This is a genomic window from Nostoc sp. FACHB-152, from assembly GCF_014697475.1.
GTDB lineage: Bacteria > Cyanobacteriota > Cyanobacteriia > Cyanobacteriales > Nostocaceae > Nostoc_B.
This window is the reverse complement of sequence record NZ_JACJRV010000026.1, coordinates 52,778-70,184: the sequence shown is the minus strand read 5'-3', so window position 1 is coordinate 70,184 and position 17,407 is coordinate 52,778. Positions and strand designations below refer to the sequence as shown.

11 protein-coding genes are annotated in these 17,407 nt (G+C 40.0%); 6 read left to right on the top strand and 5 right to left on the bottom strand.

Annotated elements, in window-relative coordinates; all coding sequences use genetic code 11:
* The first annotated feature begins 1,136 nt into the window (after nt 1-1,136).
* Complete coding sequence (locus tag H6G76_RS18540) at nt 1,137-1,601, top strand: hypothetical protein (RefSeq protein ID WP_190703659.1); 465 nt, start codon at nt 1,137-1,139, stop codon at nt 1,599-1,601.
* 1,113 nt (nt 1,602-2,714) lie between these two features.
* A complete protein-coding gene (locus H6G76_RS18535) occupies nt 2,715-3,182 on the top strand; it encodes a HetP family heterocyst commitment protein (protein WP_190703656.1) in 468 nt (155 codons plus the stop codon).
* Between the two features lie 1,536 nt (nt 3,183-4,718).
* Here H6G76_RS18535 and H6G76_RS18530 read toward each other — a convergent pair.
* The 3 genes from H6G76_RS18530 to H6G76_RS18520 all read right to left on the bottom strand — a co-directional run bounded on the left by H6G76_RS18530 (nt 4,719) and on the right by H6G76_RS18520 (nt 9,092).
* On the bottom strand, nt 4,719-7,223 hold the full coding sequence (locus H6G76_RS18530) for a U32 family peptidase (RefSeq protein WP_190703653.1): 2,505 nt from the start codon (nt 7,221-7,223) through the stop codon (nt 4,719-4,721).
* A gap of 146 nt (nt 7,224-7,369) precedes the next feature.
* Nucleotides 7,370-7,981 (bottom strand): hypothetical protein, encoded by a 612-nt coding sequence (locus tag H6G76_RS18525; protein ID WP_190703651.1) that lies wholly within the window; start codon nt 7,979-7,981, stop codon nt 7,370-7,372.
* Between the two features lie 403 nt (nt 7,982-8,384).
* Complete coding sequence (locus H6G76_RS18520) at nt 8,385-9,092, bottom strand: diacylglycerol/polyprenol kinase family protein (protein WP_190703648.1); 708 nt, start codon at nt 9,090-9,092, stop codon at nt 8,385-8,387.
* 62 nt (nt 9,093-9,154) lie between these two features.
* Here H6G76_RS18520 and yidD point away from each other — a divergent pair, with 62 nt between their 5' ends.
* Together yidD and H6G76_RS18510 are read left to right on the top strand one after the other, a co-directional pair.
* The gene (gene yidD, locus H6G76_RS18515) at nt 9,155-9,451 is read left to right on the top strand and encodes a membrane protein insertion efficiency factor YidD (protein ID WP_190703645.1); all 297 of its coding nucleotides are present in this window, start codon (nt 9,155-9,157) and stop codon (nt 9,449-9,451) included.
* Nucleotides 9,452-9,546: 95 nt separating this feature from the next.
* Entirely contained in the window at nt 9,547-10,515 is a 969-nt protein-coding gene (locus tag H6G76_RS18510; RefSeq protein ID WP_190703643.1) for a DUF1350 family protein, read from the top strand.
* A gap of 162 nt (nt 10,516-10,677) precedes the next feature.
* Here H6G76_RS18510 and H6G76_RS18505 read toward each other — a convergent pair whose 3' ends face one another.
* Both H6G76_RS18505 and H6G76_RS18500 read right to left on the bottom strand, forming a co-directional pair.
* Entirely contained in the window at nt 10,678-13,845 is a 3,168-nt protein-coding gene (locus H6G76_RS18505) for a GAF domain-containing protein (protein WP_190703639.1), read from the bottom strand.
* A 254-nt stretch (nt 13,846-14,099) separates the two neighbouring features.
* Complete coding sequence (locus H6G76_RS18500) at nt 14,100-15,629, bottom strand: YifB family Mg chelatase-like AAA ATPase (RefSeq protein ID WP_190703636.1); 1,530 nt, start codon at nt 15,627-15,629, stop codon at nt 14,100-14,102.
* A gap of 65 nt (nt 15,630-15,694) precedes the next feature.
* On the opposite strand from H6G76_RS18500, the gene H6G76_RS18495 reads away from it, so the two are divergent.
* A complete protein-coding gene (locus H6G76_RS18495) occupies nt 15,695-16,045 on the top strand; it encodes a histidine triad nucleotide-binding protein (protein WP_190703633.1) in 351 nt (116 codons plus the stop codon).
* Between the two features lie 169 nt (nt 16,046-16,214).
* Nucleotides 16,215-17,297, top strand: coding sequence for a photosystem II q(b) protein (gene psbA, locus H6G76_RS18490; protein WP_190703630.1), 1,083 nt, complete (start codon nt 16,215-16,217; stop codon nt 17,295-17,297).
* The last annotated feature ends 110 nt before the right edge of the window (nt 17,298-17,407 follow it).

The window sequence follows — 17,407 nt, the reverse complement described above, 5'->3', positions numbered from 1 at the left end:
CGCCCCAAAGAAGCTTGGTCAATCAAGCTTTGCTTTTAGACTTAACAACTTGTTACATAATATACTTGTCATTTACAAAAACAAGTGATAACGTCTAGTTGTGTGTGAGGAGTAAGTTGAAAAAAGCACCTGAGGTGGAAACACGGCAACACTATCAGGTGCTTTTTAATATAAGTATATGAAATAGCATAATTTGTACAAATAATAAACTGTCACATAACAGATTTACTAATTAAAAAAATAAATGCTATCTTACTCTTGTGTGTGAGGAGCAAGTTGAAAAGAAAGAGCGTTTGGGGTGGAAACACGGCAACACTCCCAAACGCTTTTTCATTGGTAAATTTTTTAATTCTCAAGCAAGTTTGCTCAAAACAAAAGCAGCAAAAACTTCAAAGACGACAATTAGCCCTGCAAAATCATGGGCTTGCTCAAAAGCTTCAGTAATCATTATGTCTGTAATCATCTCTAAAATAGTAACTGAGGCTACAGCAGCAGTTGCAGCAATGATTTCTTGAGAGAAATGGCTGAATAAAGCATAAACAAGCAGCGCGGCTATGCTAGAAATTATGGCAGTTCACCCCATACACCAAAGACTCTGAAATATAATCGAGTAATGCACGAGGGCGATCGCCTGAATAGTTGTATCTAAAGCTACACAATTGTAGCAGTATATATAAGTCTCATATTGGATTTCTGAAAAAAACTCAGTATTCCTTTTTTCCTGTTGCCTATTGCCTATCTACATAAGTATTTTCAGTCATCAAACCGGATTCCTATATTTTACTATCCATAACTTGAACAGCACAGTGTTTCAAGCAAAAGTCAGACCTTTTCCAGATGTAGTTTTAGGGACTTCCAGAAAATAAATTGTTCAGCCATCAACTATCAAAGATATTGCGAAGAATCTTTTTCCTCCTCTGCTACCCCTGATGATTGCATATTTTTTTAGTTGGAAGTCCCTTATTTTCCGGGTATTTCACAAACTAACAGAAAATGTAAGTAAGGTAAAAAAAATTAACTACTTGCTCTCAAACCGCAATCAGGACAACTTTAATTATTAAAATTATTAAAAGCATCACCAGCATTTTTTAGCTAACTAATTACGTTTAAGTAACACTGAAAACAGAAACGAAAGCATGAACCCCTCTTCTTCATTCAGAGTTCAGGCAAAACTGAAATATGACAGTAAACAACAGTTATTAACTTCAGAAGCGAGTATTAATAAACTGTTGAAGATAGTTGTAGGGGATACAAATTTAGCATCAGACTTTAGTCAGGATTGGATTTTTAACAGATATACTGAATTGCGATCGCTCAACAGCACTACACTGAAGCAATTCTTACCATATATAATTACTACAAAAATTACGGCAGATTCATCTTTAGCCACACCAGCAACACAAAGGCGGTTTTGGCTAGCGGATGGAACAACTACCTTACAACTAATCGGAGATAGCTGGGGATATCCTGATGAAATATCCCCAGATGCAATTGCCCAAACAGATTTGTTAGTTTACCATCTCCCCGGCGAAGAATGGGAATCCGCTAAAGCACTTGCACCTCAACTATTTGCCTCTGGAAGCGGAAATGAATACTTCTGACAAAAGTATGTCGAGTCCCTCAAACAAACCCCGCTTCCCAAGGTGGAATACTCATTGCTAGAGATACCTAAAGCTCGGTAATGACAGGGGAAGAGTTTTGCTATTTCTGCACACACCTAATCTCATATCAGACAGTGCGTTGCGCGACAATATAACCTGCCTCCTTACACCCGCTTTTACAGCAGTTTTCAGCCCAATTAGGTACATTCCTCTAGCCTCTCGCCCCTATCTACTTGTACTGCACTCAACCGAAAAACGCTGTATGTTCTCTCTCTAAACTATTTTGGCTTTCCGGGCAGAATTGATATTTTTTTAAAAAAATTTTCGCAAGTACAAAGTGGGTAAAATCACTTTGTATTTTTTAATGTTGTTGAAATTACAATATTTCTTGATTGTTTATTAGGCAACTTAATGGTAAATTTTTAGATGAATTTAAGAAAAATAATCGCATTTAATCAATAATAAATGAGGGGTCAAACCCCTCACCCATAAGCAAATAAGTGACAATACCCAAGGTGGCACATTAACTTTATAGGTATCAAATAAAATTCAGTAATTTTAACTGATAAAGTTGTTATGCTAAAAGATGACATTTACAAAAAAACGTAGTATAAATACTAAAGTAGCTATTAATCACATTAGTTGATTAACGTTTAGTTACTCAGTGCAAATACTAAAGACTATTATTAGATTGCCCTTAAAAGTTAAGTGCAAAGTCTTATACGATTAAATTATCAGGGAAATCAATTTAACTAAGCATTTAGACTATAAACAGAGGATAAAACTGTATCTACCACGAGCCGAAACAAGACTTTTTTTAGTCGGGCAAATAACACAATATTCCGCTCAAAGGTCAAGCTCATGGAAATCAACATTAGGTTAAATGCAGTTACAGCCTCAACACAAGGGAAAAGATGCCTTGTACCTCTTCCCTACAGGTTTAAATCTTAAAAAATAGATAAACATAATGAGCAGTTGTTATCATCTACAACAGTTATTTATAAAACTGAGTATTTTGTGTGCATAGAGATGAGAGTATTCATTACTCACCATGCAAAACCGTAGCATCTTAAATATTGACCGCAACACCAAATTATCCACACCAATAAAGCTATGAATCACAACATGACTAGCATCAGCAACTTTAATAAAGGTATCAATCCTCAACAATTTGACCAAATCGTTGAAGCAATTCTTGCTGGTAAATATTCTTGGGCTTGTGTGTTAATACTACGGGTAGCTGGTTACAATCCATTACATTACATTCCCTATCGCACTTATAACCGCTTACTTAAAGAAAACTCCACAACAAGTAGAGCGCAACAAAAAGAGCGTGAAACTATCACAATTACTCAAACATCTGCTGACAAAAAACCTGAAACTCATGTTGCAGCTAGTTGTTTAGGTAAGATTAAAGACTTAGCTTATCTTGAGGTAGTAGGTAAACAAAAGACAGAAAATCGCGGTGGTAATATAGAGCAAGGGTCGTCACAAGAAATTCAAGAATATCAACCTCTCAAGTCTGAATCAAATGCTGAAAACACTCAAGATTTTTCTTTAGAATTTTGTGAAGCTAGTTAAACAGACTGCCTAACCTACTATCCAGTCTTATGACAAATAATAGGTTAGGGTAGTTTTATAAATTGAGATGTAGACTTATTTAATTTGTGAAAATTGAGAGCCTTAGATCCCTGACTTCTTTGATAGTCGGGGTTCTTTTTATTTACTAATAATTTAGTAGATTCAGCCTATAGTTCAATATAGTTCAGTTAGGGTTATTGGATGAGAATATCAGGTTTGTAAAGACGCGAAATTTCGCGTCTTTACAGGTCTACAACACATTACGAATTACCTTATCTGAACCGTATTGGCCTATAGTTGGTATAAAACTATAAATAAATTAAAATACAGCAAATTGCAGGTAAATGAAGTACAGATTTTAAGAACAAAGTCATATACTAGAAGACTTTCAACCCTATTGCCTATTTACTGTTGCCTGTTGCCATCTGTATTTAGTTATAAAATGTGCCAAAATGGCAAATCTTAACCATAAAAATCTTTTAAATTATACATAGATACTTAAATAGAGGAGATGAACAAATACATTCATTAACGATGATAAAATCATTGAAGATCTGACTATGAATACATTTAACTGATTGTTTTTGCTGAAGCAATCAGTAAGACAAGGAGTACTTAACTCCGAAACCAAGACAGACACTCTAACTGTTGCTATTGGTGGTTCTGTTTCCGAGGAAGCCTGTGCAAATATAAAGCTAGAAAGGCGGATTCCCCTAATTCTACTTTTAAATGCCCTCTATTAATTTTTCCTGTGGTGGGGGAAGTAAGATAGAGTCTTCCATACTGTTGTCAGGGAAATAGAAAAGTAACAGTTTACTGTTGTTATAGCTAATAGAACAAATAGCTACTACGCTTTTGTTTTGATTACCAAACAGAATTATAGCTGTTGTAATAAAATGCAATAGATATATTATCGGCTGGAAGCGAAAAACTAAAATAGCTTCCAGTTTTTTATGTATTAAAGAATCCCTGGAGCTATGTACTGATAAGCTGTTACACATTTAAATTGCATAATTAAGGCGGGCATCTAGCCATTAGAGTCAAGTTAAGAAAAGTAGAGTCAAGTCAAGTAGGTAAAACTCGACGGGATAAACTCAACAGCAGGGTGAAGAGTTAAGCCATGAGCAAGCCAAGGAAAAAACAGGGAAATCCAGACTTTCGGCATCGAGTCACACCACCAGCACCAACAAATGAAGAGAGAGAAATAAGGCGATTTGAATTAATCAGTCCAGGGAAATTCCCCAACCTTAAAGGAATCAAAGACAAAGACCGGAGCCTGCGCTCAAGGATACTAACTCTATCAGTAATGGCAGCAATAGTGTTGAGTATAGTGTATCGACAAATACAACATCTAATACCGTTTCACTTTAAGTTTGATACAAATAGGCCGCAGGGGGGCAGGGGAGCAGAGGAGAAATTATTTGTATCATTTATTTCGTGAAATGTTATAACAGACGTATTGCGATCGCTAGAGATAGAAGGACTGGTGTGGGTAGAGGCGACCAAAGTCAATAAACTGTTGCAGATATAACAGTATCAACCCTTACCACTTCCAACAGTAGACAAACCCAAGGGGCCACGCGTGACACCTAACTGATTTTGCAACTTCAACTCTCGCCACAGTTGAGAACCTGTAATTTCACCTTGAAGTAGTTGCTGGTATCGATGTATCGTTTTGCCCACTTGGTCTGGTAATTCATTCACAAATTCAATGCGGAAGTGACGTAATCCCAGTTCTATAAGACGTTGTACATACTCGGCTCCTGTTTGAGCAGTACCATTAAATACAGTATTGCGACAGCCTGCATCTGCTTGCAGAACGTGTTCGCTACCGACACGATCTCTCAGCTTCACTTCGTGCTTTTCACAGGGTCGTCCACAGTTGGTGTAATCAGTTCCCTGAGATAGAAAGGCACAAAAAACGCAATGTTCCATGTGGAACATCGGCATATGCTGATGAACTGTCACCTCTAACCATTGAGGCGGACAAGTGGTAAGTAAATCTTCTAATTGATTAATATTCAGATCATAGGATGCTGTTAGTCTTTGCAAACCAAAGTGCTGTTTAAAATAATTTGCTGTAAGAGAATTAGCAACGTTGAGTGAAAAATCGCCAATACATTTGTCTGCGCTAAAAAATTGCAACTGATCATAATTCCTTACTAGATAGCCATCTGCACCGGAAGCGCGAACTTGCTGCAAAATCCAGTTTTCTCCAGGTTTGGTAATTCGCGGAGGTGCAACCCAGATAGTGGGGAGTGGGGAATGTTGATGTACTAGTTGTACAGCTTGGCGATAGCTGCGGGGGTCTTCAAATTCACAGTATAGAGTTTCCACACCAGCTTGGAGGGCGGCTTGGAGTTGTTTGAAGTTACGTACTAAAACGATAAGCGAAGGAGATGCTGGAGACAGGGGAGATGAAACAGGGAGTAAGTCTTGAAAGGATACATTAGACCTCAGTTGCCAACGTTTAGGTTGACTGCGTAAGTCTTCTAATTGTGTTACGATGTCTCGACGCATTCGGTTTAACTCACTCACTGGAACCATCACCGCACCATTGAGATGATTAATTAAACTTCCCAAACGGAAGGGAGTGTTACCCAGACGACCGAATTGTTCTTGTAAGCGGACTGTATCTAAAGGTTTAGTGTGCGCCTCAGCAAGTGTAATTGCAGATTCTACTTGGACAATATTACCAAGTTCATCACGAGCGATCGCAATCAACACCTCTCCAACTTCGCCATAAATCTCTAAATTAATCGGACGCTGAAATTGTGGGTTATCTCCAGCAAAACTCTGACGTAGTTGTTTATCAAGTTCTGGATCACTAGTTTTCCAAACTTTATCACCTACATGAACTCGACGGAAATTCAGGTTGCCTTTGCCAAAGGTTAATATTGCATCTTGACCCTTGTGTGTGACTGCATAAACGCGACCGCCTTCTTCTTTGGCTTCTGGATGACCGCAGTCAAATACAATACCATCTCCTGGTTTCACAGGTGCTTCTAAGCTAATTGTTACCTGTTCGTTGCGAATACGTGTAACTTCTCCTAGATAAACTCCGCGCTTCTTACCAAAACGCGCATGAACCAATTCTTGATTATTAACCCCGCCAAACCAACCAGTGTATAGTCCGCGAGAAAATGCCATTTCTAAGTTGTAATGTTCTTGAGAACTTGAATTTCTTGCGTCCTGTTGTTCCATGACTCGATCTAACGCTTGGCGATAAATACGGGTGACATTAGCAACATACTCAGGTGCTTTTAAACGTCCTTCGATTTTAAGACTAGTTACCCCTGACTTGACCAAATATGGCAATACTTCTAACCCTGCCAAGTCTTGAGGACTGAGTAAATATTTGCGTTCGCCTAAATCTACAATTTCATCATCAGCAATTAAATCATAAGGCATCCGACAAGCTTGGGCGCATTCGCCACGGTTAGCTGACCGTCCACCTAAAGCTTCACTAGTCAAACACTGACCAGAATAAGCCACACACAAAGCACCGTGAACAAAAACTTCCAACGGTAACGCCGCTTGAGACTGCTGCTGAATTTTCTTAATTTCCTTGATAGAACATTCACGCGCCAACACTACCAACTGACAGCCGAGAGATTTAGCAAATTCCACCCCAGCCGCACTAGTAATTGTCATCTGAGTTGAGGCGTGAATCGGAAAATCTGGTGATAAATGACGGATAAGGCGGCAAATTCCCACATCTTGCACAATTACCGCATCTACACCAGCCGCAATAATTGTCCGGAGATATTGCTGGGCTTCTGATAATTCTTGCGGGAATATTAGTGTATTGACAGTGACATAGCCTTTTACACCCCGAAGATGCAGAAACTCCATTAATTGCGGTAAATCTGCCTCAGTAAAATTCTGCGCCCGCATTCTAGCGTTGAACTTATCCAAACCAAAGTAAATCGCATCTGCCCCATTTTCTACAGCAGCTTTGGCACATTCCCAATTTCCTGCTGGCGCAAGTAGTTCAGGACGTTGAAGAGTAGAGAGAGAAGAGGTGCGATGGCTTTTCATGAGACTTGGATAAGGTTAAATATCACCGTAATGATTTTATCTAAATTACTATGGCGTATGTAATTAACACTCATCTATAGGACTTCACTAATTTCACACACCCCTAACCTCCCTACCCTTCTATTGCCTATTCCCTTCCTATATAGCTACAAACCGTCCCACTGGAATTCAGCCAATAACAATAAGCAAAAAACCATCAAAGCACCAGTGCAGAGAAATTGCCAAGCTACGATGTAGGGCAAAACAAAAATGAACAGTAAATGAAGTATACCTGTCAAAATCAAGGCACGCGATCGCACACCTAACCCAGTACATAAGTAACCAATTGTACTTATTCCTAACCACAATTCACATAGATGCACTAATATCTCAGCCCAGCCGAGAAAAATGCTCAAATCTGTTAAAACCAAGCCGAATAGCATCAAAACTATCCAACAATAAAGTACCCATTTAACTTTTCTAGCTTCTACCCAGTAACTAGTCCAACTAACCATTGTAATAATCCCAATCAAGCTGAGAATTGACCATACCTTAGCTTGCAAACTCCAGCTTATTGGGAGAAACTGGGCAGTCAAAAACATCGGTATAATTAGCAAACTCCAAAAAATGCAAGCTTGATCGATACGCGTGTAAAAGGTTGAATACAAATGGATTTTGCCAATTCGCCAGTCAACATACAAAAGCCCTTCTAGTTCTTGAATGTCAACTATTGATTGTTTACGGCGCAAAGGTAATTTAGTAGGATCAAAAAAGCTCATTTTTTAAGATAAATTTAATTTTTAAATTTAAAAATTTCTCTTTATACTGTATATCTAAGTCTAACTGTATCTAATTTTCATTCTCTCTGTAGTTATAAATTTAGCTAAGTTATATTCTGCTGTTAGTTGATAATTCTGTTATCTTTTTTACAAATTTATGTCTAAATGAATAAACCCCTAGAAGTACCTCATCTAGGGGTTAAATAAGAAATATTATCTTAAGTTTATGACTTGTAATTACAGGTTATTATTACTAGCTATTCAGCCCCTTCAGGGAAGTCAAAAGTCATAATTAATCATGATTATAAAGTTTTCGTGACAAATATTTCTTAATCAAATCTTGAATGGGTGCAATCCAAGTCTAGAAATTATTATTTAATAGCCGATTTTTGGTTATTGCAGCCTAACCAACTGACAATAATTGCATTAACACAAACGCCAAGGCGGCACTACCCAAAGGTACAGTCAAATTATCGATACCCAAAAAAGAAATAGCTTCTAAAGCAGTAGCAACTATCGCTACAACCAGTGAAACTACCCAAGTTTGCCAGATATTTCCTTGTACACTCAGCAAAATCAAACAACTGACAACATAGCCAGCTAAAGCCATAGTCAAAGAACCTTCCCAGCTTTTGTTTGCACTAAAAACTTGATATTTATGTTTGCCAAAGCGTTGTCCAACCAATGCTGCTAAACCATCTCCCCATGTCATCACCATAATTCCAATTGCGGCGTATTGTGGTTGTCGCAAATACCAGAACCAAGCAACTAAAATGCCAAAACTCACAGCATAAAAAAATGTCCCCAAACTTTGGCGGCCTACACTGTTAATACCAGGAAGAATCGGAAACCGATAAGACAATAAGGTTATGGCACTCGCTAAAATTGAAGCTGTAACACCTACACTCATAGGAATATCTAGCCACCAAGCCAGCAAAATCACATTACCAGTGCCAATATGAACTATCTTCCTGATGATTTCTGAATCATCCGTTGCAAGACGATTTACCACCCAGGAGACAAGCAGAATAAGCAGCACCCAAGCTGCAACGATGGTAATTTGCAGCCACAAAGGTGGAATTGATGTTAAACCAGGAATTAGAGTCAACAAAGATACTACAAGATAGAGAACTTTTACCTTTGTTTTTAATTTATAAGATTTAGGCTACAAGGATGAAATTATTATTCATTTGGCTAATTAAAGGTTACAGAATGTTTATTTCGCCACTGTTTCCCCCGACTTGTCGGTTTCAGCCAACTTGTTCGATGTATGCCATTCAAGCCATTGAGAGATTTGGCGTGTGGCGTGGTGGCTGGATGGCTATCCGTCGGATTTTGCGTTGTCATCCATTCCATCCTGGAGGTTATGACCCAGTACCAGAAGTAAAATCTACAGATGGGGAACACTGTTGTAATCACTCTATGTTGGATACTGACCAAACCACCAAAAAAGATGCAGTGAACAATTAAAAAGATTTTGCTCTCATCTGGAATAATCACATATTTATTTGTAGCTCCTAATATCAGATTAATTTTTAAATTTTGCAGGCAGGAGTTACAAATATATGGAATTTAAATTTCGCCCAGTCTCTCATAGCTGGGTAGCTATTCATCCCAACCCCAAAGGCGTAGTGCAATTTATTGGCGGTGCTTTTTTTGGAACTTTCCCCACTATTTTTTATCGCTACTTTTTAAGAAAGCTATTTGCCGAAGGTTATACAATTATTGCTTTACCTTTTAGATTTAGTTTTCAACATTGGCCGATCGCAGTTAGTTTACTTCAAGAACAAGCTATCCTTAGCGAAGAAATCAGCAAGATAGCTGCCAGCTTGAATTACCAAAATCATATATATCAAGATAAGACAAAATATTTTTGGATTGGTCACAGTTTAGGATGTAAATATATCACCTTATTAGAATTTTTAAGCGGTGATGAGCCAGAAAATATTGTAGAAGAATGTACTGAAAATAGTGAACGTCAATTGCAAGCCATACAAAAGAGTGTAGAACGTATGCTTGCAGAAAAACCATCAATTAAAGGTCAACCATCTTTATTGATTGCACCTGATATTAGTGATACAGAAAGTGCAGTTCCCCAACCGTTAGCGTTCATCGCGCGTTTCTTAGATAAGTTTGGTTTGGGAGTATTGCCTACACGTAAACAAACTCAATGCTTAGTTGAAAATAGTAATTTGTTTAATTTAACTGCCCTAATTTCGTTTGATAAAGATACAATTGCTGGCAGCGAAAAAGATAAAGATATACAAAAAAGTGACGTACTCTGGTTTATTCAACAACTGCGAAATAAAAAGTTTCCTCTGCTTCACGAAGAAATTCCAGGTAAGCACCTAGAACCTGTTGGCATTCAAATTGGAAATTATGTTGTAGATTTGAATCCTTTAGATAAATTCATTGAACCTATGGCATCAAGAAAGCTAGAAGATTTGACAATTCAATTTTTAGATGAACTGGAACAACGGCAACAAATATCTAGCAGTGTTAAATCAGAACCAAGTTTAGTTTCAATAAATTAAAGTTACAAATGGGTGTCAGTAAGTAACAGGGAAGAAACTTTTCTCCCTGTTTCCTAGTAATATACAGCACATTGCAGGTAAATGAGATACAGATTTTAAGAACAAAGCCATATACCAACAGGCTTTCACCCCTATTGCCTATTGCCTGTTTCCTGCTGTAAATTATTTAGCGATCGCCTGATTAATCGGTAATTCAACAATAAACTCTGTACCTTTACCAAGTTCAGATTTGCAGTAAATCTTTCCCTTGTGTTTATCTGTGACGATTTTGTAGCTAATTGAAAGCCCTAACCCTGTACCTTTTCCAACGATCTTAGTGGTGAAAAATGGATCAAATAGGCGAGAAAGTACTGTTTCGTCCATACCAAGTCCATTATCAGCAATCCTAATGGAAATCCAGTCATTATTTATAACAGATGTAGAAATGCGGATTTTGCTGGGCTGTGCTGCAATCACTTCGGGAGTCGCTTGCGCGTTGCGCTCTTCTAACGCATCAATAGCATTAGATAACAAATTCATAAAGACCTGATTAAGCTGTCCAGGATAGCATTCTATTAAAGGCAAGTTATCATAGTCTTTGCTCACATAAATTGTAGGGCTATCGCTTGATGGTTTTAACCGATGTTGCAAAATCATCAAAGTACTGTCGATACCTTCGTGAATATTCGCTACTTTAAATTCAGCTTCATCTAAACGCGAAAAATTGCGTAAAGATGTGACAATTTCGCAAATACGCTCAGTACCAACCTGCATAGATTGGAATAATTTGGGTAGATCATCGAATAAAAAATCTATTTCCGCTTTCTTGAAAAACTCTTGAATCTCTGGTGCAGAGTCTGGATGATAATGTCGATAAAGTTCTAAACAGTTAAGTAAGTCTTGTGTGTATTGGTGTGCGTATTGTAAATTGCCGTGAATGAAATTAATCGGATTATTAATTTCGTGGGCAACCCCCGCAACCAGTTGTCCCAAGCTTGCCATTTTTTCCGCGTGGATAATTTGCATTTGGGCAGTACGTAGATCATTGAGTGCTTGTGCCAGTTGATTTGCTTCTTCACGGGTTTGGCCTAGTAAACTGGATTGTTGGAACAAGTTAGCCTGACGGAGGGCGACACTGATTTGAGCTGCGACTTGGGTGACAAATTCTAATTCAGCCTCTTCCCAATTACGGGGATGAGTGCATTGATGAATGCATAATAATCCCCACAGTTCGTCTCCTTCCATTAGTGGAACAACAATCTGTGCTTTGACTTGAAATCGCTCAATGACATCAAGATGAGGTACTTTAGTCCCAACACTGTTGACATCTGAGATCACTTGTACTTGCCCTTGGCGATATTGTGGTGCAAAATTGTCGCCAAAGCAATAATCTTGCACTTTTACAGCCAAGGCAGAGTCAAATTTGGGCAGCACATCCTCAGCAACAAATTCACCACTACAAAAACCGACATCAGAGTCAAAGCGGAAAATGCCGACTCGATCTGCTTCTAGCGATCGCCTGACTTCCTGTACTGTAGTTTTTAAAATTATCTCTAAATCTATCAATTCTCGAATTTTGACGACCAAATCAAATAAAATGCGTCGCTGTTCGGCTGATTGATGCAGTTCATCAGCGCGAGTTTGCACTTGAACCATCATTTCCGAACTTTGCAGTGCTACTCCCAGTTGGCTGGCGACTTGTCCTAAAAATTCTACTTCCACGCTATCCCACTGGCGCGGCGCAGAATGTTGATAAGCAGCCAGCAATCCCCAAAGATTTCGTCCTACAAAAATAGGAGTTAACACATAGGCGCGGATTTTGAACTGTTCTAAAATATCTAGGTGACAGCGTGAGTGTCCGGCTTGGTAGATATCATTGACAGCAAAATTTTCATTGTTGCGGTAGCGTCCGCCTTTAGTTTCTTGTAGGTGAGTATCTTCCCAAACGAGGTTTTTGCCAAAGGGATTGATACTATCCCACTGTGCTTCTACCATGCCGAAATGGCTGACGAATTCACCACTCCAGTCTGGATTAAAGCGATAAACGCCGACTCGCTCAACTCGCAGCAGTTTGCATACTTCCTGACAAGTGGTTTTGAGAATCAAATCAATGTCTAGAGAGGAGCGAATTTTACCAACAACTTCTGTGAGTGCGCGTTGACGAGCGATCGCATCTTGCAAAGCCATTGCCTGTTGTTTCGATTGCGCCAAATTCTCTGCTTGCTGAATTGCCACTCCCAGTTGTGCGCCCACTTGTCCGAGAAACTCAACTTCGTAATTTGCCCATTGGCGTGGGCCAGAATGTTGATAGGCGGCTACTAGTCCCCAGAGTTTTGGCCCAATGAATATGGGTGCTAACATATATGCCCGAATCTTGAATTGCTCAAGAATATCAATATGACAACGTGAGTGTCCGGCTTGGTAAATATCGTTGACTGTGAAAGTTTCGTTATTGCGGTAGCGTCCACCTTTGGTTTCTTGCAGGTGGGTGTCTTCCCAAACGAGATTTTTGCCAAAGGGATGACTTCTATCCCACTGTGCTTCTACCATGCCAAATTGACTGACAAATTCACCACTCCAATCTTCATGGAAGTGGTAAACTGCTGCCCGTTCTAGCTTCAGGAGTTTGCAAAGTTCTTGACAAGCGGTATCTAAAATAATCCCAGGGTTCACAGACGAGCGGATATTCCCTACGACTTCTGTCAACGCCCGTTGGCGTGCGATCGCATCTTGCAGTTCTGCTGTGCGTTGTTTGGTTTGTTCTAAAATTTCTGCCTGCTGCATTGCCACACCAAGATGGCTAGCGGCTTGCCCTATAAATTCGACTTCGTTAGGATGCCACTCTCGCGGTGCAGAGTGTTGATAGGCAGCAAGTAATCCCCATAATTTTGCACCAATGAAAATCGGCGCGATCGCATACGCCCGAATTTGAAACTGTTCTAACACCTCAACATGACAACGAGCGTGTCCGGCATCGTAAATATCAGCCACAGCAAACGGCTCATTTTTACGATATCGACCTCCCTGGGTTTCTTGCAAATGGGAATCTTGCCATACTAAGTCTTGCCCAAAGGCAGTTAATGTATTCCAAGGTGGTTCTGCAAAACCAAAACGGTTGATGAAACTACCACTCCAGTCTGAGTTAAAGCGGTAAATTGCCACACGCTCAATTTTCAGTTGCCGGCAAATATCTTGGCAAGAAGTCGAACACAGAGATTCTAAGTTTACAGATGCACGGATTTTACTTAGAATTCGCGCCAAAATTTTTTGATACTGAACTACTAATGCTAGTTGCTCATGACAGTCGTTCTGATCTAAGCGATGTGAGATTTCATAACCGTTTGTTGTCATAAATTTAAGTAAAATGTAATACTTGTTTTCATTGTTCCCTTGTAGATTTCTCTAATCACAAATAAAAACGAAAATTTAGTTTGCTCAATACGACGATTATGTGAAGGCTACAAATAAGCCCTATTTACTTCTGTTTCCCTGCTCATGTAAGACTAGTATTTGATTTTTTTTAAAATCAGTACATTGTTATCAGCCTTCATTTCTATTGCCTATTGCCTAATTACACAAGTATGTTCAGTAATCAAACCAGATTCCTATAGCATCCTATCGATGGTGCGATATTGAATTGCTTCTGCTACATGGTGGGCTTGCAGAGCATCCTCTCCAGCTAAATCTGCAATAGTGCGTGCAACTTTGAGAATGCGATCGCTCGCTCTAGCTGATAAACCTAATTTCTTAATAGCTGCTTCTAATAAATAGCGGCTACCATCATCTAGCTTGCACCATTTTTGCAGATGGCTGCTTTGCATTTGGGCATTGCAACGCAGATTTGGCTCAGTTTGAAAGCGGGAAATTGTGCGATCGCGTGCTTGTTGAACTCGTTCCCGTACTATTATTGATGACTCTCCTGTAGGTTGTTGGGTAATTTCCTCTGGCTTTAATCGATTCACAGCCACTTGCAAATCAATCCTGTCCATCAACGGCCCGGAAAGCTTTGCCCAATATTGTTCTCGTTGTCTGGGTGAACAGGTACACTGTTGAATAGTATCGCCGTAGTAACCGCAAGGGCAGGGATTAGTACTCGCCACTAAAGTAAACTGTGCGGGAAAAACGACTGATTGTTTAGTACGGGAAATGGTTACATAGCCGTCTTCTAAAGGCTGACGCAAAAATTCTAAGACATCGCGCTTAAACTCCGTCAACTCATCCAAAAACAATACACCACGATGAGATAGCGAGATTTCTCCAGGGCGAGGAAAACTACCACCGCCAACCAAAGAAGGCCCGGATGCAGAGTGATGGGGACTGCGGAAAGGGCGATCGCGTACTAGAGTACCACGATTTTTTAATAAACCAGCAACCGAGTGAATTCGAGTTACTTCTAATGCTTCTGTAAATTCTAGTGGTGGTAAAATGCCTGATAAGCGTCTAGCAAGCATAGTTTTGCCACTACCTGGCGGCCCTACAAAAATCAAATTGTGTCCGCCTGCTGCTGCAATTTCTAATGCACGGCGCGCATGAGCTTGTCCTTTAACATCGTGTAAATCTGCACTAGGATAAGATACTGAAACTGTTACTACTGCATTATCTATCTGTACAGGTTTAGAACTTCCTGGATTATTTAATAAATCAACTACTTCCGCTAAAGTTTTACAACCATAAACAGCTAGTCCTTTTACCACCGCCGCTTCTTGGGCATTATCGGCCGGCACAACTAAACCTGTAATTCCCATTTTTTGGGCAGTAGCAGCTATCGGCAGAACCCCAGCCACAGGCCTTAAGCTACCATCTAAGGAGACTTCGCCCAAAAATAAGTAATCACCTAATAAATCAGCATTAATTTGCTCAGAAGCCGCTAAAATTCCTACACTAATCGGCAAATCAAAACTTGGGCCTTCCTTACGTAAATCAGCCGGAGTCAAGTTAATCACAATTTTCCGCATCGGAAAGGCAAAACCTGCATTTTTTAAAGTAGCTTTTACCCTTTCCTTTGATTCCTGAACTGCTGAATCTGGCAACCCCAAGACAATAATTCCTGGTAGTCCCCCCGATACATCGACTTCCACACCCACTTTCACGGCATCGATGCCGACAATTGATGCACTCCAGACTCTAGCAAGCATTGCTTAATATTTCTTCTATAACGCTAAACCTTTAGAATCTCTAGCAGATGAGTAAGTAAATCGGCATGAGTGAAACCACAGAGACAATTTTTAGTAAGATTATCCGGCGGGAAATTCCAGCCAATATAGTTTATGAGGATGATTTAGCCCTGGCCTTTAAAGATGTTAACCCACAAGCACCAGTTCATATCCTTGTTATTCCCAAAAAACTCATAGCTAAATTAGCTGATGCCGAACCTCAAGATGCGGCTTTGTTGGGACATTTATTACTAACTGCCAAGCGTGTTGCCCAAGAAGCAGGCTTGGAAAACGGTTATCGCGTTGTGATCAACACTGATGCTGATGGTGGTCAAACTGTCTATCATTTACATCTGCATATTTTAGGAGGAAGGTACATGGTTTGGCCTCCTGGCTGATCCTCAAAAGTGATGAATCGCGGCAGTGGACGCGATTCATTAAAAAAATTAATACTATTAATAAAATATACTTAATTAAAATAGCTTTACAAAACTAAATTATGCTTCTAATTTAGTGGAAGGTAGAAACACCTACCGACATCCTAAAAAATAAAGCAATCATAAGAAAATGACCACAACCTTACAACAGCGCTCTAGCGCCAACGTATGGGAGCGGTTCTGCGAGTGGATCACCAGCACCGAAAACCGGATTTATATCGGTTGGTTCGGTGTATTGATGATTCCTACCTTGCTAGCTGCAACCACCTGCTTCGTAATCGCCTTCATCGCTGCTCCTCCAGTAGACATCGATGGTATCCGTGAACCAGTAGCAGGTTCTTTAATCTACGGCAACAACATCATCTCTGGTGCAGTTGTTCCTTCTTCTAACGCTATCGGTTTGCACTTCTACCCCATTTGGGAAGCAGCTTCCTTAGATGAGTGGTTGTACAACGGTGGCCCATACCAATTGGTAATTTTCCACTTCTTGATCGGTTGCGCTTGCTACCTCGGTCGTCAGTGGGAATTGTCTTACCGCTTGGGTATGCGTCCTTGGATCTGCGTAGCATACTCTGCGCCTTTGGCATCTGCTGCCGCAGTATTCTTGATCTACCCCATCGGTCAAGGTTCCTTCTCTGACGGTATGCCCTTGGGTATCTCCGGCACCTTCAACTTCATGATCGTGTTCCAAGCAGAACACAACATCCTAATGCACCCCTTCCATATGTTAGGTGTGGCTGGTGTATTCGGCGGTTCTTTGTTCTCTGCAATGCACGGAAGTTTGGTAACTTCTTCCTTGGTTCGTGAAACAACCGAAACCGAATCTCAAAACTACGGTTACAAGTTCGGTCAAGAAGAAGAAACCTACAACATCGTAGCTGCACACGGTTACTTCGGTCGCTTAATCTTCCAATACGCGTCCTTCAACAACAGCCGTTCCTTGCACTTCTTCTTGGCTGCATGGCCTGTAGTCGGTATCTGGTTTACCGCTTTAGGTATCAGCACAATGGCGTTCAACTTGAACGGTTTCAACTTCAACCAATCTGTGATTGACTCTCAAGGTCGCGTCATCAACACCTGGGCTGACATCATCAACCGTGCCAACTTGGGTATGGAAGTAATGCACGAGCGTAACGCTCACAACTTCCCCTTAGACTTGGCTGCTGGTGAAGTTGCTCCTGTTGCTATCAGCGCTCCTGCTATCAACGGCTAATCTAAAAGCTTAGTTAGATAAAAAAGCGTCTCCTGAAAAGGGGGCGCTTTTTTATTTGGGACGTGGTTTGATTTATTCAACTTTATTTATTAGAAAGCTTGTTTTCGTAA

Bases quoted from the DNA above. Each gene is read 5' to 3' on its own strand.
- yidD (WP_190703645.1), top strand. From the start codon at position 9,155: ATGAAATTATTATTCATTTGGCTAATTAAAGGTTACAGAATGTTTATT.
- H6G76_RS18525 (WP_190703651.1), bottom strand. From the start codon at position 7,981: ATGAGCTTTTTTGATCCTACTAAATTACCTTTGCGCCGTAAACAATCA.
- H6G76_RS18540 (WP_190703659.1), top strand. From the start codon at position 1,137: ATGAACCCCTCTTCTTCATTCAGAGTTCAGGCAAAACTGAAATATGAC.
- H6G76_RS18530 (WP_190703653.1), bottom strand. From the start codon at position 7,223: ATGAAAAGCCATCGCACCTCTTCTCTCTCTACTCTTCAACGTCCTGAA.
- H6G76_RS18505 (WP_190703639.1), bottom strand. From the start codon at position 13,845: ATGACAACAAACGGTTATGAAATCTCACATCGCTTAGATCAGAACGAC.
- psbA (WP_190703630.1), top strand. From the start codon at position 16,215: ATGACCACAACCTTACAACAGCGCTCTAGCGCCAACGTATGGGAGCGG.
- H6G76_RS18535 (WP_190703656.1), top strand. From the start codon at position 2,715: ATGAATCACAACATGACTAGCATCAGCAACTTTAATAAAGGTATCAAT.
- H6G76_RS18510 (WP_190703643.1), top strand. From the start codon at position 9,547: ATGGAATTTAAATTTCGCCCAGTCTCTCATAGCTGGGTAGCTATTCAT.
- H6G76_RS18495 (WP_190703633.1), top strand. From the start codon at position 15,695: ATGAGTGAAACCACAGAGACAATTTTTAGTAAGATTATCCGGCGGGAA.
- H6G76_RS18500 (WP_190703636.1), bottom strand. From the start codon at position 15,629: ATGCTTGCTAGAGTCTGGAGTGCATCAATTGTCGGCATCGATGCCGTG.